A 19,971-nucleotide genomic window follows, 5' to 3' on the forward strand; every position below is an offset into this window, starting at 1 on the left:
ATTGCTTGTATGGTTTATTCTCGGATATAACGATAAACCATCGGTGTAGTAGCTTGTGTCTCGCTTTCCTTAAAAACAAGAGCTTTACGTACTGCTTTTGCGGCTTCATGCCAATCATGCTCACTGCTAGCATGAATCATTGCCAAGGGAGTATCTGCATTCACGTTTGTGCCTAGCGCAATGATATCACTCAGCCCCACACTGTAATTAATCGGATCTGTCGCCTTACGACGCCCTCCACCTAATGCAACAACAGACATTCCTAAGGCACGGGTATCCATTTCTGCAACAATGCAATTTTTTCCCGCTAACATCTGTTCAGCTAACACCTCTCCAGCCAATATTGGCTTGACAAATTCCGCAGTCGGGAGGTAGCGCGTGTAATTCTCAACAAAATCAATCGGCCCTTTCTGCGCTGCCACCATACGACCAAATGTTTCCGCCGCCCTGCCACTGTCCAGTGCTGCCTGTAACTTATGGTATGCATCGCTACGATCAACTGCCAAATTACCTGACACCAGCATTTCAGCAGACAATGCCATGGTGACTTCGAGTAACCGCGGGTTACGATATTCCCCCGTCAGGAATTGGACAGCTTCACGCACTTCCAAAGCATTACCCGCGCTGGATGCCAAAACTTGATTCATATCCGTCAATAGTGCCGTAGTCTTACATCCCGCACCATTGGCGACTTCAACGATGGCTTCAGCCAGCCGTTCCGATTGTTCGTAGGTCGGCATAAATGCCCCAGAACCCACTTTCACGTCCATGACTAAAGCATCCAGCCCTTCAGCTAATTTTTTACCCAAGATAGAGGCGGTAATCAAAGGGATAGAATCAACGGTCGCCGTGATGTCGCGCGTCGCATAAAAGCGTTTATCCGCAGGTGCCAGCGAATTTGTCTGGCCGATAATGGCAATGCCTACATCGCGAATAATATCGCGGAAACGGTGCTCATCAGGGAAAATGTCAAAATCGGGAATGGATTCTAATTTATCCAGCGTTCCGCCGGTATGCCCCAAACCACGCCCCGATATCATCGGTACATATCCCCCGCAAGCCGCCACCATTGGACCAAGTATCAGGGAAGTCACATCCCCCACACCGCCCGTCGAGTGTTTATCGACAATCGGGCCGGGTAAATTCAATTTCTTCCAGTCTAAAACCGTACCGGAATCACGTATCGCTAATGTCAATGCAACACGTTCATCCATCGTCATGTCATGGAAATAGATAGTCATTGCCAGTGCGGCAATCTGCCCTTCAGAAACCGTATTATCGCGGACGCCGTTGATAAAGAAGCGGATCTCTTCTTCATTCAATGGATGACCATCACGTTTTTTGCGGATAATTTCCTGTGCCAGAAACAAAGCTACCTCCCAATCATTATTATCTGAAAAGAATGGCAGTAATGCACACTATCTTAACCTGTGTGCAATTAATCATTATTGATCTCAATAACCACTACTCTGTTTTTGACTCTGGTAGCCAAGAGTCGTCAGCAAACTGTCCAACAAACTGGAAGCACCAAAACGGAAATGGCGGGAATCAACCCATTTGTCGCCCATAATGCGTTCTGCCAACGCCAAATATTGTGCGGCTTCTTGAGTCGTGCGCACGCCACCCGCCGGTTTGAAACCAACGCTATCACCTACACCCAGATCACGGATCACACTCAGCATAATTTCGGCACTTTCCAGCGTCGCATTAACCGGAACCTTACCGGTTGACGTTTTGATGAAATCCGCTCCAGCCTGAATGGAAATTTCAGATGCCTTGCGAATCAAGGCCGCTTCTTTTAATTCACCCGTTTCAATGATGACTTTTAGCCAAACGCCCGATTCAGCACAGGCCGTTTTACAGGCTGTGACCAAATCAAAACCAATCTGCTCATTACCAGCCATCAATGCGCGATAAGGAAAAACAACATCCACTTCATCAGCACCATAAGCTATGGCAGCACGAGTTTCAGCCAGTGCAATGTCGATATCATCATTGCCATGCGGGAAATTAGTCACCGTGGCAATGCGAATATCAGGGGTTCCCTGTTCACGTAATACCTTACGTGCCACGGGAATAAAACGTGGGTAGATACAAATAGCGGCTGTCTGTCCGGCAGGACTGTTTGCCTGGCGACAAAGTGCAGCCACTTTCTCATCTGTATCATCATCATTAAGCGTAGTTAAATCCATCAAACTCAGCGCCTGCTGAGCGGCGGCGGTTAAATCGGTCATAAAACTCTCCAACGGTATTATTATCGTCACTGAATCAGACAACAGACTTAAAACAAATGCAGGTGAGAAATCTCACCTGCATTCAATGTGATATAAACTTCCGACGTCTTACAACGAGAGGAAGAATCCGGCAATTGTTGCACTCATCAAGTTAGAGAGTGAACCCGCCAATACAGCTTTCAAACCGAAACGGGCAATGTCACCGCGACGGTTTGGTGCCATACCACCTAAGCCGCCCAGAAGGATCGCGACAGAAGACAGGTTAGCGAAACCACACAGAGCAAAAGAGATAATGGCTTTAGTATGATCAGAAAGCACTTGCAGACCTGCTGCCTTAACGACATCATCTGTTGCCAGGTATTCACTAAAGTTCATGAATGCCACGAATTCATTGACAACTAATTTCTGCCCAATGAAAGAACCCGCAATTGTTGCCTCATTCCACGGAATACCAATCAGGTAAGCGATTGGTGCAAAAACCCAACCCAAAACCAATTCCATCGATAATTGAGGATAATCAAACCAGCCGCCGATACCGCCTAAGATACCGTTTAGTAAAGCAATCAATGCGGTGAAGGCTAATAGCATAGCGCCGACATTCAGGGCTAACTGCATACCGGATGCGGCACCCGATGCTGCAGCATCAATAATATTTGCAGGGCGATCTTCCGCCGCAACCAACGACATCGCGTCAGCCGTATCGTGCGTTTTTTCTGTTTCCGGCACCAGCAATTTTGCAAACAGCAGACCACCTGGCGCGGCCATAAATGAAGCCGCAATCAGGTATTCTAATGGAACACCCATAGATGCATAGCCCGCCAGTACAGAGCCAGCAACAGAAGCCAATCCACCGCACATCACAGCGAACAACTCAGATTGGGTCATGGTCGCGATATAAGGGCGTACAACCAATGGGGCTTCGGTCTGACCTACGAAAATATTCGCCGTTGCAGACAAAGATTCAGTCCGTGAGGTTCCCAGTATTTTCTGCAATCCGCCACCCAATATTTTGATGACGATCTGCATAATGCCCATGTAATACAACACCGCAATGAGTGATGAGAAGAAAACAATGACTGGCAGGACACGCAGGGCAAAGACAAAACCACCGCCGCCGAACAATTCAAACATTTTGTCGGACACCAGGCCGCCAAAAATAAAATCTGTTCCTTTTTGTCCGTATCCTATTACGTTGGAAACGCCTTTTGACATTCCCCCCAGAATATCTTTACCGGCTGGTACGTAAAGTACAAATGCCCCAATGGCAACCTGAATTAGAAAGGCGCCCAGGACAGTGCGGATTTTAATGGCTCGATAATTACTGGAGAAGAGTACTGCGATAAAAACCAGCACTGCCATACCGACCAGGCTCATAAGGAGTTGCATTGGAAGAATCCCTGTTCACTAAAAAATAATAAGAAAATATGTCAGTTATTCCATAAGATTCTACTGACATTGTGTGTGGGCCGATTATACCTAGGACTAAAAAAGAACAAGCAACTAACATCACAAATTAATACAGCAAAAAGTAATATAAAAATGAAAAATGAGACATGCGTCACATAAAATCATCTAATTTCGGTAGGATTAGATAATTTAACGGAGGAAAAGGTAAAAAACAGGATAAACAGGCAAGAAATACAAGTTAAGCATTATTAATATGTTATATACCAATCTAGCTCCAAGATGCGTGTGATTTCATCGAGTGTTGTAAATTGCAACTTGAAGTTTAATGCGTATAAGTCAACCCAGTGCAAATAGGGTCATACTATTTTGATAAATTTGATTGGCAATTTCATCTGTCGGCTCTCGACGCAACTGACACAATACGGAAAAAACCTGTGCAACTCTTTCTGGTCGATTTGGCTGCCCCTGAAATCCCGATAATGGCATGTCAGGCGCATCCGTTTCCAATACCAAAGATGACAGAGGTAATTGTGCGATAGCACTACGTGTTTTTTGTGCTCTGTCGTAGGTAATTGTCCCTCCAACACCAATGTAAAATCCCAGGCGAATAAAAGCTTGAGCTTGGGATAAACTCCCCGCAAAACCATGAATAACCCCGGCTCGTAGTAATTTGTGTTTTCTCAAGATTGCCGCCAATTGATCATGACTTTTTCTGGAATGGAGGATCACAGGTAGATCGTATTGTTTAGCGAGTCTTAGCTGTACTTCTAACATGCTTTTCTGCTTTTCAAATTGCGGCTCTGGCATATAAAGGTCAAGGCCAATTTCACCTACCGCCACGCATTTGGCCTCTTTTTTCTGTAATTTTTGCGCCAACGCATCCAAATGAACCTGTTGGTGTTCAGCAATATAGAGAGGATGTAAACCAAATGCGGCATAAATCGGAGAATAAGTCTCAGCCAACGCAGAAACTCTCTGGAAGTTTGTTTGACTTATTGTGGGAACGATAATTTTTTCCACCCCCATTTGGCTGGCTTGTTGCAGACTCGCTATTTCATCACCAGCAAAAGGAGGAAAATCAAAATGGCAATGTGTATCAATAAGCATTTAGTCCAACTTATCCATCATGAGAGTTCTTGACGGCTCCACCACCTCAAGCGCAGGCGGTTCCACTGGCGAACAATGATTGCCGCTGTTCAGGAAATGGTTTCGCCGAAAACAGTTGCGATCAGAACTTAACCCTGTACGGCATACCCCATAACTTTTACGTTCTGGATATCCAAATTTTCCTCCAACAAAAGTATGCCCAATCGTTGCCAGAAAATATCGTCCGCAACGCCGCCCCAAATGATAATCCTGATTTAGCGCATTGAGCCGACTACCTAAAGCCATTGTTGCCAATGGTGCTGGTGGATAAATTTCGAAGATTTGCACATCATCCGGTGGATTTTCGATAAATTTCTGAGTTCGACGGTAACTTTGTGCATGAAGGTTAAGCATCTTGACCATTTTTTGCAAACTACTTACCTCTAACCAGCGCTCTATGCGCTTGAACCACTGAGGTGTATAGTAAAGCTGTGAAGGCACTGTGCGAATCACAACGATAGTATCCGCGCCTCGGCGATAGGCCTCCTGCACGGGGATCGCATCACAAATACCCCCATCTTGATAAACCACATCCCCAAGAGTCACACCATTACGATAAAATCCCGGAATGGCACTTGAGGCTTTGACAATATCCATCCAATTTTTGTCATCTGGATGCAGGTAACTCGGTTCAAAATTATCCGAACGGCAAGCACACATGTAAAATTCACGTCCAGCATCAAACTGACGCATCGCAACAGAAATATTGAGCGGCAACTGCTCAGATAGGGTATCGATATACCAATCTAAATCGATCAAATGTCCACCGCGCACAAAGCGCAATGGATTAAAAAAAGCCGGATCGGTTGTATAACGGTTGATTACCTTGCGGGCATATCCTCTCTGACCACAAATATAGGCAGAAAGGTTTTGCGCTCCCGCAGATGTTCCAAGGAATAATTCAAACGGATTAAAACCAAGACGGAGAAATTCATCCAAAACACCCGCAGTAAAAATCCCTCGCTGACCACCACCTTCACAGACGAGAGCAATTTTCCCAGGTTTAATCTGTGACTTATAAGCTAAAGGTTCGATATTACCCAATGTTATTGAAATATGTTTCCCCACTCTTCTCTCCCTCTGAACGCCGCCGGATATTTATCAGTATATCGTTGCTCAAACAACTTGCTTGTAACATTTTTATAAAAAGTGGAGAAATAAAGCATCAATAGTTAAATTGATATGAGAATAGCAAGTTACCAAAATACCGCCAGCGAATAGCATTCCTATGCATAATCTCGTCACTTAACAAGATATTATTTGAGGAAAAGAAGCAGAAAGAGTGGCTATTATCAGCCACTCTATTCTCAATATTTGTTATTTTTTCAGATTAAGATTATTTTTTAATCTCTATCGTGCTTTTTACTGATTTGACACCTTTTATTCCATGAGCAATCTTAACTATCTTTGCCGCTTGATGTTTGTTTTTGACAAAACCAGAAAGATGGACAATGCCTTTTTCCGTTTTCACCGCAATGTCACGGCTATTTATGCCCTTATGTTCCAGCAATTTTTTCTTCACTTTTGCTGTAATGGCACTATCGTCTAAATAAGCATCTGCTTTTTGCAAGGAGTTATCAATTTTATCTCCTGCTTTGTCTAGAGATTTATCGATTTTTTGTCCTGTACTCTCCAACGTTTTTCCCACAGAAAGATCCGCTGCCAGAGCACTACTGGTCAATACCGAGCCTAGTAAAACAGCCAGTAGTGAATGTGTAAACTTAATACTTTTCATCCTACCACCTTATTTAATTTCAGCCTAAACACAGTTATCAAAACAGTATGCAGTATGTCAATTAGGCAATGGCGATAAAATCAGATTTACAAAAAATAACGTATATTTTCATTAACACAGGAAGTTATTCTTTTATTGGCATGAAAAACAGCATATGCAGATAGAATAAATAATAAGGGCCAACAGAATAGTTGGCCCAGAAAGAGGATTAATGTTCCCGTGTTTTGCGGAAGGAAACATCAGGATAGCGTTCACTGGTCAAGTTTAAATTGACCATGGTTGGTGCGATGTAGGTTAAGTTATCGCCACCATCGAGAGCCAGGTTCTGCTCATTTTTGCGCTTGAACTCTTCCAATTTCTTCGCATCGCTGCACTCTACCCAGCGAGCCGTAGAAACGTTAACAGGTTCATACAGCGCTTCAACGTTGTATTCACTCTTCAGACGGGCAACAACTACGTCGAACTGAAGCACACCTACCGCCCCGACGATCAAATCGTTATTGGACAGCGGGCGGAATACCTGTACAGCACCTTCTTCTGACAATTGCACCAGACCTTTCAGCAACTGTTTCTGCTTCAACGGATCACGCAGACGAATACGACGGAACAATTCAGGAGCAAAGTTAGGGATGCCGGTAAACTTCAACTCTTCGCCTTGGGTAAAGGTATCACCAATCTGGATGGTGCCATGATTGTGTAGACCGATAATGTCCCCAGGATAAGCGTGCTCGACATGAGAGCGATCCCCTGCCATAAAGGTCAGTGCATCAGAAATGACAACATCTTTCTTAATGCGAACTTGACGCAGTTTCATGCCTTTTTCATATTTACCGGAAACAACACGCAAAAATGCCACACGGTCACGGTGTTTCGGGTCCATATTCGCCTGAATTTTGAAAACAAAACCGGTGAATTTTTCTTCACTGGCAGAGACTTGACGCGCATCAGCCTGACGCGGCATTGGGGTTGGAGCCCATTTAACCAGGCCGTCCAGCATGTGATCAACACCAAAGTTACCCAATGCAGTACCGAAAAAGACCGGTGTTAATTCTCCCTGTAAAAAAGCTTCCAGATCGAATTCATGGGATGCACCTTTGACGAGTTCCAACTCTTCACGCAATTGATCCGCCAGCTCTTCACCCACTGCCGCATCCAGTTCAGGGTTATCCAATCCCTTGATAGCACGAACCTCTTGAATGGTATGTCCCTGACCGGATTGGTACAGGTAAGTTTCATCAAGGTAGAGGTGATAAACGCCTTTAAAGGATTTACCACAGCCGATTGGCCATGTAATCGGGCTACAGGCTATGTTCAGCTCATTTTCCACTTCATCCATCAGCTCCATTGGATCACGAATATCACGGTCGAGCTTGTTCATGAATGTCAGGATCGGCGTATCACGCAGGCGAGTGACTTCCATTAACTTACGGGTACGATCCTCAACCCCTTTCGCGGCGTCAATGACCATCAAACAGCAGTCAACGGCTGTCAAAGTACGGTAAGTATCTTCCGAGAAGTCTTCGTGCCCTGGGGTATCCAGTAAGTTAACCAAACAATCAGCATAGGGAAACTGCATCACGGAAGTGGTAATAGAGATACCACGCTGTTTTTCCATCTCCATCCAGTCTGATTTAGCGTGTTGGTTGGAACCTCGGCCTTTTACCGTCCCCGCTTTCTGGATCGCCTGTCCGAACAGTAATACTTTTTCGGTAATGGTTGTTTTACCCGCATCCGGGTGGGAAATGATTGCAAATGTTCTTCGCTTAGCGACTTCACTGGCGAAAATGGGGTTTTGCATAGAAATTTTTCCAATTATGTACAATGCCATGTACAGCAAATAAATTTGCGAAAATTTTACACTGCCAGAGCACCTTTGCAAATTACAACTTATCATGCGATCAGAGTGGTAACAAATGTTGACGACGAATATCATTCTGGTTACTATTGTTACCGTTAGTTGGTCGTTTTGACTGGCTGTGTTCTTTAAAAAGTGAGGCTTAAAAAGGAGTATTGTCTATCGCGTATCACAAAAACAAAGAGATTAATGCGGCTATTTCCTATGCCGTGTCTCAAGGCTGGATCTACGTAAAACGTAAAGGAAAAGGCCATGCAGTTGGGATTTTACGCTGTGGTAGTGAAAATAAATGCCACCAAAAATCAGTTTGGGGAACACCTGAAAGTCCTCAAGACCACGCGAAAGACATAATCTCATTAATCGATAAATGCAAATAGTATCAAGGCCGTCAAACAACGGCCTTTTTATCGGAAGTCTCACATCTTAATCATAGGAAAGTCGATATGAGAAAATACAGTTTTAGTATTGTGGTAGGTGGAAAGAAAATCACTACTGATGATGAGTTATTTGATATCTCAGACGCTTTGTATGAAGCAGGATGCCGTGATGCACACCCCGCTGCATACAATGGGACATTGTACGTAAATTTTACCCGCAACAGCGAAAATTACGTCAAAGCAGTTATGACTGCAATCGCTGACATTGAATCAGTTTCAGGTTTGATGTGTCTGTCGGTCGATATTGGTGATGTCGTCAGTTTAAGTGATGCGGCTGAACTGGCAGGTATCACCAAAGCAGCATTATCTCGATACAGTAAGGGAAGCCGTGGCGCTGGTGATTTTCCTACGCCTCTTCTGCGCGTAGACAGTAGCCGCCCATTATGGTCTTGGACGGATATTGCTGAATGGCTTGCAAAAAATGAGATCATCGACAGCGAGTTGGTAGAGCAAGCCCGCATTACTGGTTCTATCAACACAGCGCTATCCATCCGAAACACGAATTCAATGGATATCGTATTTCAGTTTATGAACGTATTAAAAAATAACCTAAAGGCAGTCACTGCGTAGTTGACAAAATGCTTTCAAAACAATAAGTCTCACTATTATTGGCCATCTTAATGATGGCTTTTTTTATCCTCAAACTCCACCAAACAACGGCAATGCCATAATAATGGCATCTTCCTTACCTGCCGCTGTCGGGTAATAATTCTTACGGATGGAAACTTCATTGAAGCCCATCTCTTCGTATAAACGAATGGCGGCCAGGTTAGAACGCCGGACTTCAAGCCACAATGTATTAATCTGTTTTTCAGGTAATATGTTGATGAGATACGCCAGCAATGCCCTGCCATAGCCTCGTGATTGATATTCAGGATGAATAGCGATATTAAATAGTGTTGCTTCGTCCATCACACACTGTGTTATCGCAAAACCGATAATTTGGTCATTCTGCGTTATCTTATAGTTGAGATAACGTTCCCCTTGATTAGAGTAAAAGGTCTTTTCACCCCACGGAAACGCATGGCTGGCCTGTTCTATTTGAAATGCTGTGGGAAGATCAGCGGGAGTTAATAGAGAAATATTCTTCATAATGGTAAATTTGTTGCCAAAGAGCGCGTTTTGCATTCCCATCAAGAGATAAGTCATTTAATGCCGGGCTTCTCAAAGAAATCCCTTGTACTGGTAAGGTAATATCAACCCCCAGCAGCCAGCTTGGGCAGTGGATTGATTCCGAAAGTAGCTCAACATCTTTTGTCGTGATGCAATATACCGATGAGGCTTCGATCCCCATGGCTGTAAAAATATCAGCAAACAATGAATGACTTAAGTCAATGTGATCATGGCTAATGATCAATAGACGGGTTGAATCAGGGATGAGGACAGATAATTCACCTTGCAAAGCCATTGGGCTACGCAAAACCCATTGGGTGATCCCCAACTGGGAGAGTAATCTGTCACGCTTTGTCATCGTGTTTTATTCCATCTGCCATAAAAAAATAACAGGTCATATATTATCAGAGGGCTTAGCTTTGCGCCAACCAGCCTGTCAGTACTGCCCGCTGATATTAATATTCAGATAAAGATTTATAAGGAGCTATACATAGATGTCAGTATTAACCCCGGCCAGCGAAGTTATCCTGCGCCATCATGAGCAATTTCGCTCCCATCATCTGCTTTTTGCCGGTGATCTTCAGGATAACCTGGCAACGGAAATCGAAGCCGCAAGTGTGCGTGTGCATACTAACCAATATCACCACTGGCAATCCCTGATCCGCCAGCTTGGTGATAATGCTTGGTTTGGCCTGGTAGCGGACAGCGCATTTATTAAAGGATGTGATACGCTGATTTATTACTGGCCAAAAAGCAAACAGGAAGCGCGTTTTCAACTACGCAACCTGTTTTCCATCCTGCCACCCGGTACGGATATTTTTATTGTGGGTGAAAATCGTAGTGGTGTACGCAGTATTGATAAGTTAATGGAAGGCATCGCTACTTTCCACAAAATTGATACGGCACGCCGTTGTAGCCTGTTTTACGGCCAATTGAAAAACCAGGTTCAATTTGATCAAAACAATTGGTGGAACAGCTATCAAGTGGAAGATATCGCTGTTAATACGCTGCCCGGCGTATTTAGCCAGGATAATTTGGATATCGGCAGTCGTCTGCTGCTTTCTACTTTCGATACCCCTATCTCTGGCAGTCTGTTGGATATGGCTTGCGGTGCTGGGGTATTGGCAGCCGTGTTAGGTAAAAAGAACCCGGATTTGTCCCTGACACTAAGCGATGTCAATGCTGCCGCCATCGTATCCAGTAAGGCAACCCTGCAAGCCAATAAACTGAAAGGCAATGTCGTCACAAGTAATGTGTATTCTGCCATTGAAGAAAAATTCGACTGGATTATTTCTAATCCTCCCTTCCATGATGGCCTGAAAACCAACCTGGCGGCGGCTGAAAACATGATCCGCATGGCACCCAATTATCTGAAATCAGGCGGTAAATTGCGGATTGTTGCAAACGCTTTCTTACCTTACCCTAATTTGCTGGATAATGCCTTTGGCAGCCATGAAGTCATTGCGCAAACAGGTAAATTCAAAGTATATCAAGCAACTAAAAAATAATTCGGATAGCAAACGCAATCCCTGTGTTGCCTGCCCGTTAAATTGAGGCAGGCAATTTCTATTTTCCGGCATGTCATTTCTGCCCTTACCAAACATATCGACATGTTGGTTTTTACACCAATCACACATTTTCTCCCTAAATAATGATTGACGCCAGCCATAAAATCTCTAGAATGCGCCTCCATGCTATTCGTTTAAGCAATAGTATCTGATTAACGCGAGGGTGGCGGAATTGGTAGACGCGCTAGCTTCAGGTGTTAGTGTCCTTACGGACGTGGGGGTTCAAGTCCCCCCCTTCGCACCAAATCAGATGGCTATCGGTTGAACAAACTAGATAAATGGCAGTACCTGCGAGGGTGGCGGAATTGGTAGACGCGCTAGCTTCAGGTGTTAGTGTCCTTACGGACGTGGGGGTTCAAGTCCCCCCCTTCGCACCACTGTTACATTTTTCTTCTCTCCCCAATCTTCCTTAATGTCCCAGATAACGCAAGCAGGCAAACAAGCTGCATATCACCGCAATGCCAGCAGGTATCAATAGAAAATGACGGGCATTACGATGCAGTAACAGAACAAGTGTCAGCAGTAAGGCACCTTGAATGATAAATTTAAATTGTTCTATTCCTGCACCGACTGTTTCCAGCACTGATACAACCAATGCTGATGTGATCAGACTGGATAACAGTAACCCCCAGAATCCCATCATACTTTGGCAAAAAAACGGCTTTAGCTTCCACTTTTCGCTAAACATAGTCAGCTCCCACTACAACAATAATGATTCTCAATACCAAGTATGATAGCGAATTAATCACAAGTTGAAAGTAAATCACCGAGATGATAAGCAATATGATAGAGAAAAGAGGCGGGAGAATATTTCCCGCACTGTATTAAGTATCGATGGTATAAACCAGGTGAATATCGTCAGGTTCCCGTTGGTAAAGTTCAATATCAGGCTGAGCAATCAGCACACATCCTATATGCCGATAGAAATTCACCGCATTTTCAGACGGTATTGATGAGATATATAACCCTTTCGCACCTTTTGCCTTGGCAAAATCAATACAGCAATGAAATAACTGTTTTCCCAACCCTAAACCACGATATGCCTTGCTAATATGCAAAAAAGACAATTGAAGCAGGTCACTATTTTCACCTCGCCAATGAGGATCAACGCTGGCGACAGCAATCAATTTGTCATTTTCGTTCTCTGCGAAAACGCCTAGAAAGAATGCCCCGCGATCATAACTATCCAGAAGAATTGGGGTATAAATTTCAGCTTCCCCTTCCGGCCAGCCTTGCATATCAAAACATTGCGGCGTAAGTATTAATTGATCTCGTTGCTGGACATATAAATTTTCAATCAATTCAGTGCGATCAATATTCCAGACTTCAGGGATTTCCTGACGGGATAACTGACGGATCGTCCTCATTTGTCACCATAATTTACTATCATAGCTACGCTACCTTTTGCATATACGCATTAAACTTCAAGTTGCGATTGACAACACGATATGAAACCTGATCTCTCCCCGCGAAGCGGGGAGAGATCACACGCATCTTGAAGTGAGATTGCTATAGAATAAAAAAAGCATTATTAACGTCTCCATTAATAACGCATCATGACCGATTTTAGCTCCGTATAATGTTCTATGAATGCACTGCCAAACTCACGGCCAACTCCTGAAGATTTAATCCCTCCAAATGGAACCGCAGGATCAAGGAACGTATGCATATTAATCCATAGCATACCCGCTTTAATGCATGGAGTCATACGCATCGCCTTGCTCATATCATTCGTCCAGAGGCTGGCAGACAACCCAAATGGTGTCGCATTCATCATGGTAATAAGCTCTTCCTCATCATCATAACTGAGGAAAGTACCAATCGGCCCGAATGTCTCCTCGTTCATGAGTGTGTCTTCAACACGATTGGCTTTAATCACTGTTGGTGCGACAAAAAATCCCGCTCCCTCCAAGGCATAGCCTCCGTAGACAATTTCATTGCCCTCCTGACGCGCTGTTTCAAACATAGACAAAATTTTTTCGTAATGTTTTTTGTTTGCCAAAGGCCCTATTTCTGTTGATTCATCAAGGGGTGAGCCAATTTTCATCGCAGATAAACGTTCAGTAAGTAATGCCAAAACAGCATCCATGTGAATGGATGGAATATAAAAGCGCTCCGCGGCTGCACAAATTTGCCCTTGATACACATATCCCGCTTCCAGTATGCCATCAACGATCTTTTCAACGGTCATATCAGACAGAAAAGCCGCCGCGTTTTTACCGCCAAGCTCCAACGTTGTGCGCTTCAATCCCTGCTCCAAGGCCAATTTTCCCACGCTTATTCCTGTTGGAACGGAGCCTGTAAAAGTGACTTTGGCACATTGAGGGTGATTAACCAGAGAAGATCCAACCCGAGCACCTGTACCGTTGACAATATTGATCACACCATCTGGAATTCCCGCTTCTTTTGCCAGTTCAGCCACACGAAGTAAGGTTAAGGGCGTATATTCACTGGGCTTAAGCACAATCGTACAGCCACAGGCCAGTGCCGCCCCCAATTTCCAGATCGCAATCATGATGGAAAAATTCCACGGAATAATGCCAACTACAACGCCGATAGGCTCACGGCGCGTGAATGCAGAATATTTTTCCCCTTTAAACGATGGCAATGAAACATTCAGTGTTTCACCCGTAATTTTGGTTGACCATCCGGCAAAATAGCGTAAATAATCGGCTGATGCTCCCACATCCAGCATACGGGATAATTGGATCGGTTTACCGGAGCATACACTTTCCAGTTGTGCTAACTCCTCACTATTTTTTTGTAATAGATCAGCCAACCGATTCAGGCAATTTCCCCGCTCCAGAGGAGAAGTCTGCGCCCACACGCCGTGAAAAGCATCTGATGCTGCCTGCATTGCCTGATTAACTTCGGTATCTCCTCCCTGATTGACCCTAGCGATTACTTCACCAGAAGCTGGGTTAACGATGGAGAAAATTTCATTTTCCTGACCAGGAACAGAGACGCCATTAATATAATGGCCATGAGAGTGCTGCAAAAAAGTTGTCACGGACTCCAGCAAATGAATATCACTCATCACTTTTTCCCCTGTCTAATCAGACAATTGCCCATTTATACAAGCCATATAATGTTTGACGAAACGCTCACTGGTGATTTCCCACAATACTTCGCACCCTTTTGCCGCAAACCACGAATCACCTTTATGGTATTCGACCATCATCCCTGTTTTGACGTCTGTCAGTTTCACTGAACCTTCATGCACTGTTGCCATTTCATCAAAGGGATAGATCATTTTAAATTTGCCCTTGGTACAGGCAAAAATACCACATGTCAGATTATCCGATGGTTCCCCGTGGATCATGGCGACACTTGCCTGCGGATCACCTTCCACCACAACAGAACCAAGATTAGTAACACTGCCAATTGGCATTAATTCAGGAAGAGTTTTATCTAACAATAATGGCTTTATCATAACTTTTACCTTTAACTGTGACCGTTGAAAAACTAACGACGCCCTTTCCAGTAACCTGAAGCCTGATGCCAAGTCTTACCGACAGAGAGCAACACATTTCTCAGTTTATCTTTCCCGATAATATCGAGGTGTGGAATCGAACTAAGTAGCGAATAACGCTCCGAACCTTCACTCATTCCCTCAGCCAGAATTTTGCAGATGATGTGGCTTGGCGTTACCCCAAATCCCGAATAACCTTGAACATAGAACACATTTTTATGATTAGGCAGAGAACCCATTTGTGGAAACAAATTAGCGCTGCAACATAATGGCCCGCCCCATGCCAGTTCTATCTCTACATCTTTCAAATAAGGGAAGGTCTTGAGCATGAGATTGCGGTTCCATGCTTTTAAATCGGAAGGTATATATTCAATAAAGTGTGTCGCGCTGCCATATAGCAAGCGATTTTCTTTGGTAACACGGTAGTAATCAATGACCGGACTAATATCACTGTAGGCTCCCCGAATTGGGCTGATCCTTTCAATCAAATCATCCGACAGTTCTTCCGTCATCAATTGGAAAGCATAAGTATTGATTGTTTTTCTATAAATAGTCGGTTCGAGTCCATCCAAAAAGCCATTACATGCCCACAGCATCTTATTGGCGCGCACTGATCCCGTTACTGTGCGTACTGTGACTCTGGGGCCGTACTCTACGCTCACAACTTGACTGTTTTCGAAAATTTTGACGCCATATTCAGTAACAGCTTTGGCTTCTCCCAGCAGCAAGTTGAGTGAGTGAACATGCCCACCCCCCATATTTTTTAGGGCACTGGTATAACGGTCTGAGCCAATAACTTTTTTAACATCAGCCCCCGTATAAAGCTCAATTTCCTCATCGGGGAAAGCCGAACGAAATTCCTGCAACCAACTATGCAGGGTTCTATCATGACGCGAATTCCAGCCAAGATAGGCATAGCCTTGGCAAAAATCAGCCTGAATATCATATTTGGCAACTCGATCACGAATAATTCCCGCTCCCAAGCTGCTGATTTTAAATATAGTTTCCAGGCCTTTTTTACCCACGTGACGTTTGATCTTATCCAAATCATGACCAATGCCCGTCATCACCTGACCACCATTACGGCCTGTACCGCCATACCCCAAAGTTCGGCCTTCCAAAATAGCAATATTGGTGATGCCTTTTTCTGCCAACTCTAATGCGGTATTGATACCGGAAAAACCTCCGCCAATGATAACGACATCAACATCCAAATCTTCTGTCAGCATTGGAAAACGAAGATCATATTTTTTCGTCACCGTATAGTATGTTAATGAATCAAGTTTATTATTCATGTTATACCCCATGAGCATCTGCTTATCCCCTGATGGCGTAACCTTGCTATTCCTTTTATCAGGGGTGCTTATCACATTTTTTGAACACTAGTTGTTCATGTGTATTAACAAAACAATAAAGAACAAAATATTAATAAGTTAATAAACGAATAAAATCAGACATCCATGCATTTTGTGTCTGGTATATATATGAATCATATGTACTTGAAATGCTCAAATCATTTGTTGTTTTCATGTTAACAAAATCACAATTATTAAAATATTTATTAATAAATTGTAATTTTTACATTTTCATTTTGTGATGGAGTTAGAAGGAATTTTTTCTGTTAGTAAATTATCCTGAACGTAAATATTTACATATGTACTTAATATACCCATCTAACTTCAAGATGCGTGTGATTTCTTCCCGCGAAGCGGGAAGAAATCAGGTTTCATAGCGTGTTGTAAATTGCAACTTGAAGTTTAATGCGTATAGGTTTCGAGTTGTAGCCGACAAAACAGCAACTTGAGAAATGAAGTTCATAATCACTGGAAAGGAATAAATATGCTACCCAAGAAAATTATCCTTGACTGCGATCCAGGGCATGATGATGCCATTGCTCTCCTGCTTGCCCACGGAGATCCCAATATTGAATTGTTGGCGGTAACGACAGTTGTTGGTAATCAAACCCTGAATAAAGTCACCCGCAATGCGCTTTGCGTTGCACGCATCGCTAATATTCATAACGTTCCTTTCGCAGCAGGTTGCCACCGACCACTGGTTCGGGAGATCAATACAGCCCCAGACATTCACGGTGAAACAGGTCTGGATGGCCCTATTCTTCCTGAACCTAGTATGAAACTGGATGAACGCCATGCCGTCGATCTCATTATTGATGTGATCATGGAAAATCCGCCCAAAAGTGTGACTTTGGTACCAACTGCGGGTTTGACAAATATCGCGATGGCCGCACGCAAAGCACCACAAATTGTTGAGCGGGTAAAAGAAGTTGTATTAATGGGAGGGGGCTATCATAAAGGAAACAGAAGCGCAGTTGCAGAATTCAATATCGTGATCGATCCAGAAGCTGCCCACATTGTTTTTAATGAAAAATGGCCGCTGACGATGGTCGGTTTAGATCTCACTCACCAGGCACAAGCAACGCCTGAAATTATTGAAGCAATCGCCCAGATTAAGACACGTTCCGCCCAGTTCGTTTTGGATGCACTGAAGTTTTATGGTGACAGATATCGTGAGCATCAAGGATTTGGCTATCCTCCTGTGCATGATCCCTGTGCTGTAGCTTATGTGATCGATCCTGATGTTATGACAACCCAAAAAGTTCCCGTTAATATCGAACTGATGGGAAGCTTAACCACTGGCATGACCGTTGCAGATTTCCGTTTTCCACCACCTGAAGATTGCCATACGCAGGTCGCTGTCAAACTGGATCATGCCAAATTCTGGCAATTGGTGATTGATGCTCTAAAAAATATTGGTGAAACAACTTACTGATATTATTAATTTATTCTTTGGCTATTGAGGTTATCTTTCTGCCTCAATAGTCAAAAGCATTTCTGTCAAACTAACCGGATACCCATTAACACAGCACTACATAAGATCAAGAGTAATGTGACATATTGCAGCACTTTGTCAGACAAATGCTTGATCAAATAATTGGCAAAAGGGATCGCCAGCAAAGAGCCAACAAACAGTACCAGAGCCAGTTTCCAATCCGTATGCCCGCCATAGGCATAAGCAAAAGCCGATGAGCCAGATAATATCATCGTGATAAAAAGGGAAACACCCACCGCTTGTTTAATACTCATTTGTCCATAGCGTAATAATAATGGCAATACTACTATACCCCCTCCCACTCCTGTCGCCCCAAGCACCAACCCCGCCCCCGTACCAGGCAGCAGAAAAGGCTTAATCAACCCAGATTGTAATTGTGATTGCGTTTGGTTCATGTGCAACTGTGGCTGACGTATTCGGCAGTAAAAAAGATAAAGGGAAAACAGGATAGCCAATAAAACCAGTACATTAATTCCCCATTCAAATTGTCCCCGATCATGGCTTAAATGACTGAGCATTGTGATGCCATAACTGGCGAATACTGTGCCGGGTATCATGATCAGCAGAATAATCAAAGATTGGCGTAAGGGAATATTTCCCATGCGAAAGTGCATATAAGAAGATGATATTTTCATCAACATTGAAAGAAAATTAGCTGTCGCGACAGAAGCTAATGCATCTAATCCAAAAAAATAGGTCAGGATCGGTAAGACTATCACTCCACCACCAACACCGGTAATACTGATAATCAAACCAACAACCGCCCCAATCACAAGTTCAGGGATCACTAACATCGTTTTGTTCCCAGCTGATATCTACATTTTCTTACCAAATTTCAGCAAGCCTTGCTTACAATATGACAAAAATATATATCATATTCAAAAATAGAATATCACTCTCAGTTTGGCGCTAGGGCCAAACGACAAGTAAACATGGTTCTTTCAAGTCGCAGCTTTATTGGCTGCAACTTTGCAATTGAAAGTAAAGAAGATGAAAATATAGGAGATAAGTTGCTGAAATTTACATTTCTAACGAGCTGTGTTTTATCTTACTCGTTGATTTTAATGGGGAGGATGTATTGTCCCAAAATCAAACAATTCACTGAGTTCAATCTGTAGTCCATTTGCTATCACATTAATTATTTCCAAGGTAGGATTCCTGACACCACGTTCAATACCACTGACATAAGTGCGATCCAGTCCACATTTATCGGCAAAAGCCTCTTGTGACATCCCAGCTTCTCTCCTGAGATACCTAATTCTTTGACCAAAAAGGGATCTGATGTTGTTCGATTTTTTCATCCGATAAGTATCGATTCATGTTACTTATCCGACCACGGACTATAAGTCACGTTTCAGCTAGATTTATGCTATGATGTGTGACTTATAGTCTACTGAATACTCATTTACTTTTTAATTAAAAAGATAATTGATAACTGGAGAACTTAAGAATGGAAAAAAAAGATTGGCATTCTGCTGACATCATCGCTGAATTGAAAAAACGCGGAACAACACTGTCAGAAGTATCGCGAACAGCAGGCTTGGCGTCATCAACTCTTGCCAATGCATTGCAACGACACTGGCCAAAAGGCGAACGTCTCATTGCAGCAGCGCTGGGACGCACGCCGGAAGAAATATGGCCTTCGCGTTATGAAAAAAAATAATCATAAACCCAGCGTAGTGCTGGGTTTATTTATAAGTAATCAGCTCGCTAACTTTAAGCCAATAATGCCAATCACAATCAGGCCAAGGCTCAATATCCGAGCGAAATTTGCAGATTCCCCCAACACCATGATGCCGAAAACCGCCGTCCCTACCGCACCAATACCTGTCCACACTGCATAGGCCGTTCCTGCCGGTAGGTTTTTCATGGCATAAGCCAGTAACCCCATACTGACCACCATTGCGCTGATCGTAATTAAACTCGGCACCCAACGTGAAAAACCGTGGGTATATTTTAGACCTACCGCCCACACGACTTCCAACAAACCAGCAATAAGAAGGATCAACCAAGACATGTCTTTCCCTTTATATCAATGACAAGTGGGGCCGTCCCCGATGAGATGACGTTTATCCAGGTCGTCCAGGATAACGATAAGAAATGAAATTGGATTATAGCTACCCGATTTAATAGCTGCAATGAGGCTAACCAAGA

General features: G+C 43.6%; 21 protein-coding genes and 2 tRNA genes. 6 read left to right on the top strand and 17 right to left on the bottom strand.

Annotated features, from left to right (window positions below):
* Positions 1-14: 14 nt before the first annotated feature.
* The 7 genes from deoA to prfC form a co-directional block, all read right to left on the bottom strand.
* On the bottom strand, positions 15-1,370 hold the full coding sequence (gene deoA, locus WDV75_RS04485) for a thymidine phosphorylase (protein WP_273558078.1): 1,356 nt from the start codon (positions 1,368-1,370) through the stop codon (positions 15-17).
* Positions 1,371-1,454: 84 nt separating this feature from the next.
* The gene (deoC, locus tag WDV75_RS04490; RefSeq protein WP_273558079.1) at positions 1,455-2,234 is read right to left on the bottom strand and encodes a deoxyribose-phosphate aldolase; all 780 of its coding nucleotides are present in this window, start codon (positions 2,232-2,234) and stop codon (positions 1,455-1,457) included.
* A gap of 108 nt (positions 2,235-2,342) precedes the next feature.
* Positions 2,343-3,608, bottom strand: a complete 1,266-nt coding sequence (locus WDV75_RS04495) for a NupC/NupG family nucleoside CNT transporter (protein WP_273558136.1) — start codon at positions 3,606-3,608, stop codon at positions 2,343-2,345.
* Positions 3,609-3,977: 369 nt separating this feature from the next.
* Positions 3,978-4,748, bottom strand: coding sequence for a TatD family hydrolase (locus tag WDV75_RS04500; protein WP_273558080.1), 771 nt, complete (start codon positions 4,746-4,748; stop codon positions 3,978-3,980).
* Complete coding sequence (locus WDV75_RS04505; protein ID WP_273558081.1) at positions 4,749-5,855, bottom strand: patatin-like phospholipase family protein; 1,107 nt, start codon at positions 5,853-5,855, stop codon at positions 4,749-4,751.
* Positions 5,856-6,123: 268 nt separating this feature from the next.
* Positions 6,124-6,522, bottom strand: coding sequence for a BON domain-containing protein (locus tag WDV75_RS04510; RefSeq protein ID WP_273558082.1), 399 nt, complete (start codon positions 6,520-6,522; stop codon positions 6,124-6,126).
* 208 nt (positions 6,523-6,730) lie between these two features.
* A complete protein-coding gene (gene prfC, locus WDV75_RS04515) occupies positions 6,731-8,320 on the bottom strand; it encodes a peptide chain release factor 3 (RefSeq protein WP_273558083.1) in 1,590 nt (529 codons plus the stop codon).
* A gap of 500 nt (positions 8,321-8,820) precedes the next feature.
* Between prfC and WDV75_RS04520 the strand changes: the two genes are divergently transcribed.
* Positions 8,821-9,384: a hypothetical protein gene (locus tag WDV75_RS04520; protein WP_273558084.1), complete on the top strand. Its 564-nt coding sequence runs from the start codon at positions 8,821-8,823 to the stop codon at positions 9,382-9,384.
* Between the two features lie 69 nt (positions 9,385-9,453).
* Here WDV75_RS04520 and rimI read toward each other — a convergent pair whose 3' ends face one another.
* Together rimI and WDV75_RS04530 are read right to left on the bottom strand one after the other, a co-directional pair.
* On the bottom strand, positions 9,454-9,906 hold the full coding sequence (gene rimI, locus WDV75_RS04525) for a ribosomal protein S18-alanine N-acetyltransferase (RefSeq protein ID WP_273558085.1): 453 nt from the start codon (positions 9,904-9,906) through the stop codon (positions 9,454-9,456).
* Positions 9,875-10,285 (bottom strand): DNA polymerase III subunit psi, encoded by a 411-nt coding sequence (locus tag WDV75_RS04530; RefSeq protein ID WP_273558086.1) that lies wholly within the window; start codon positions 10,283-10,285, stop codon positions 9,875-9,877. The genes rimI and WDV75_RS04530 overlap by 32 nt, the downstream gene beginning before the upstream one ends.
* A gap of 136 nt (positions 10,286-10,421) precedes the next feature.
* Between WDV75_RS04530 and rsmC the strand changes: the two genes are divergently transcribed.
* From rsmC to WDV75_RS04545, 3 genes are all read left to right on the top strand, one after another.
* Positions 10,422-11,435, top strand: coding sequence for a 16S rRNA (guanine(1207)-N(2))-methyltransferase RsmC (gene rsmC / locus WDV75_RS04535; protein WP_273558087.1), 1,014 nt, complete (start codon positions 10,422-10,424; stop codon positions 11,433-11,435).
* A 217-nt stretch (positions 11,436-11,652) separates the two neighbouring features.
* Positions 11,653-11,739, top strand: a tRNA-Leu gene (locus WDV75_RS04540).
* Between the two features lie 46 nt (positions 11,740-11,785).
* Positions 11,786-11,872, top strand: a tRNA-Leu gene (locus tag WDV75_RS04545).
* A gap of 32 nt (positions 11,873-11,904) precedes the next feature.
* On the opposite strand, the gene WDV75_RS04550 is transcribed toward WDV75_RS04545, so the two are convergent.
* The 5 genes from WDV75_RS04550 to WDV75_RS04570 form a co-directional block, all read right to left on the bottom strand.
* On the bottom strand, positions 11,905-12,183 hold the full coding sequence (locus tag WDV75_RS04550) for a DUF1435 family protein (protein ID WP_273558088.1): 279 nt from the start codon (positions 12,181-12,183) through the stop codon (positions 11,905-11,907).
* Between the two features lie 136 nt (positions 12,184-12,319).
* Positions 12,320-12,862, bottom strand: a complete 543-nt coding sequence (locus tag WDV75_RS04555) for a GNAT family N-acetyltransferase (protein WP_273558089.1) — start codon at positions 12,860-12,862, stop codon at positions 12,320-12,322.
* A 176-nt stretch (positions 12,863-13,038) separates the two neighbouring features.
* Positions 13,039-14,532, bottom strand: a complete 1,494-nt coding sequence (locus WDV75_RS04560) for an aldehyde dehydrogenase family protein (RefSeq protein WP_273558090.1) — start codon at positions 14,530-14,532, stop codon at positions 13,039-13,041.
* Positions 14,533-14,547: 15 nt separating this feature from the next.
* A complete protein-coding gene (locus WDV75_RS04565; RefSeq protein WP_273558091.1) occupies positions 14,548-14,928 on the bottom strand; it encodes a cupin domain-containing protein in 381 nt (126 codons plus the stop codon).
* A gap of 32 nt (positions 14,929-14,960) precedes the next feature.
* Positions 14,961-16,262 carry an NAD(P)/FAD-dependent oxidoreductase gene (locus WDV75_RS04570; protein ID WP_273558092.1) on the bottom strand — a complete coding sequence of 434 codons (1,302 nt, stop codon included), beginning with the start codon at positions 16,260-16,262 and terminating at the stop codon, positions 14,961-14,963.
* Between the two features lie 544 nt (positions 16,263-16,806).
* Between WDV75_RS04570 and WDV75_RS04575 the strand changes: the two genes are divergently transcribed.
* A complete protein-coding gene (locus tag WDV75_RS04575) occupies positions 16,807-17,757 on the top strand; it encodes a nucleoside hydrolase (protein ID WP_273558093.1) in 951 nt (316 codons plus the stop codon).
* A 65-nt stretch (positions 17,758-17,822) separates the two neighbouring features.
* Here the strand turns inward: WDV75_RS04575 and WDV75_RS04580 are convergent, their stop codons facing one another.
* On the bottom strand, positions 17,823-18,611 hold the full coding sequence (locus WDV75_RS04580) for a sulfite exporter TauE/SafE family protein (protein ID WP_273558094.1): 789 nt from the start codon (positions 18,609-18,611) through the stop codon (positions 17,823-17,825).
* A gap of 267 nt (positions 18,612-18,878) precedes the next feature.
* Positions 18,879-19,049, bottom strand: coding sequence for a helix-turn-helix domain-containing protein (locus tag WDV75_RS04585; RefSeq protein WP_311062235.1), 171 nt, complete (start codon positions 19,047-19,049; stop codon positions 18,879-18,881).
* A gap of 218 nt (positions 19,050-19,267) precedes the next feature.
* On the opposite strand from WDV75_RS04585, the gene WDV75_RS04590 reads away from it, so the two are divergent.
* Positions 19,268-19,480, top strand: coding sequence for a helix-turn-helix domain-containing protein (locus WDV75_RS04590; protein WP_047766682.1), 213 nt, complete (start codon positions 19,268-19,270; stop codon positions 19,478-19,480).
* Positions 19,481-19,519: 39 nt separating this feature from the next.
* On the opposite strand, the gene sugE is transcribed toward WDV75_RS04590, so the two are convergent.
* Positions 19,520-19,834, bottom strand: coding sequence for a quaternary ammonium compound efflux SMR transporter SugE (sugE, locus tag WDV75_RS04595; RefSeq protein WP_189758277.1), 315 nt, complete (start codon positions 19,832-19,834; stop codon positions 19,520-19,522).
* Positions 19,835-19,971 lie beyond the last annotated feature (137 nt).

Origin of the sequence: Xenorhabdus griffiniae, from assembly GCF_037265215.1 — a bacterium.
Lineage (GTDB): Bacteria > Pseudomonadota > Gammaproteobacteria > Enterobacterales > Enterobacteriaceae > Xenorhabdus > Xenorhabdus griffiniae.

What these genes read in the sequence shown, in the direction of transcription:
- WDV75_RS04585 (WP_311062235.1), bottom strand. Translation starts at nt 19,049, where the DNA reads ATGTCACAAGAGGCTTTTGCCGATAAATGTGGACTGGATCGCACTTAT.
- sugE (WP_189758277.1), bottom strand. Translation starts at nt 19,834, where the DNA reads ATGTCTTGGTTGATCCTTCTTATTGCTGGTTTGTTGGAAGTCGTGTGG.
- deoC (WP_273558079.1), bottom strand. Translation starts at nt 2,234, where the DNA reads ATGACCGATTTAACCGCCGCCGCTCAGCAGGCGCTGAGTTTGATGGAT.
- WDV75_RS04550 (WP_273558088.1), bottom strand. Translation starts at nt 12,183, where the DNA reads ATGTTTAGCGAAAAGTGGAAGCTAAAGCCGTTTTTTTGCCAAAGTATG.
- rsmC (WP_273558087.1), top strand. Translation starts at nt 10,422, where the DNA reads ATGTCAGTATTAACCCCGGCCAGCGAAGTTATCCTGCGCCATCATGAG.
- WDV75_RS04560 (WP_273558090.1), bottom strand. Translation starts at nt 14,532, where the DNA reads ATGAGTGATATTCATTTGCTGGAGTCCGTGACAACTTTTTTGCAGCAC.
- prfC (WP_273558083.1), bottom strand. Translation starts at nt 8,320, where the DNA reads ATGCAAAACCCCATTTTCGCCAGTGAAGTCGCTAAGCGAAGAACATTT.
- WDV75_RS04570 (WP_273558092.1), bottom strand. Translation starts at nt 16,262, where the DNA reads ATGAATAATAAACTTGATTCATTAACATACTATACGGTGACGAAAAAA.
- WDV75_RS04580 (WP_273558094.1), bottom strand. Translation starts at nt 18,611, where the DNA reads ATGTTAGTGATCCCTGAACTTGTGATTGGGGCGGTTGTTGGTTTGATT.
- WDV75_RS04530 (WP_273558086.1), bottom strand. Translation starts at nt 10,285, where the DNA reads ATGACAAAGCGTGACAGATTACTCTCCCAGTTGGGGATCACCCAATGG.
- WDV75_RS04575 (WP_273558093.1), top strand. Translation starts at nt 16,807, where the DNA reads ATGCTACCCAAGAAAATTATCCTTGACTGCGATCCAGGGCATGATGAT.
- WDV75_RS04555 (WP_273558089.1), bottom strand. Translation starts at nt 12,862, where the DNA reads ATGAGGACGATCCGTCAGTTATCCCGTCAGGAAATCCCTGAAGTCTGG.
- rimI (WP_273558085.1), bottom strand. Translation starts at nt 9,906, where the DNA reads ATGAAGAATATTTCTCTATTAACTCCCGCTGATCTTCCCACAGCATTT.
- WDV75_RS04510 (WP_273558082.1), bottom strand. Translation starts at nt 6,522, where the DNA reads ATGAAAAGTATTAAGTTTACACATTCACTACTGGCTGTTTTACTAGGC.
- WDV75_RS04565 (WP_273558091.1), bottom strand. Translation starts at nt 14,928, where the DNA reads ATGATAAAGCCATTATTGTTAGATAAAACTCTTCCTGAATTAATGCCA.
- WDV75_RS04495 (WP_273558136.1), bottom strand. Translation starts at nt 3,608, where the DNA reads ATGAGCCTGGTCGGTATGGCAGTGCTGGTTTTTATCGCAGTACTCTTC.
- WDV75_RS04500 (WP_273558080.1), bottom strand. Translation starts at nt 4,748, where the DNA reads ATGCTTATTGATACACATTGCCATTTTGATTTTCCTCCTTTTGCTGGT.
- WDV75_RS04590 (WP_047766682.1), top strand. Translation starts at nt 19,268, where the DNA reads ATGGAAAAAAAAGATTGGCATTCTGCTGACATCATCGCTGAATTGAAA.
- WDV75_RS04520 (WP_273558084.1), top strand. Translation starts at nt 8,821, where the DNA reads ATGAGAAAATACAGTTTTAGTATTGTGGTAGGTGGAAAGAAAATCACT.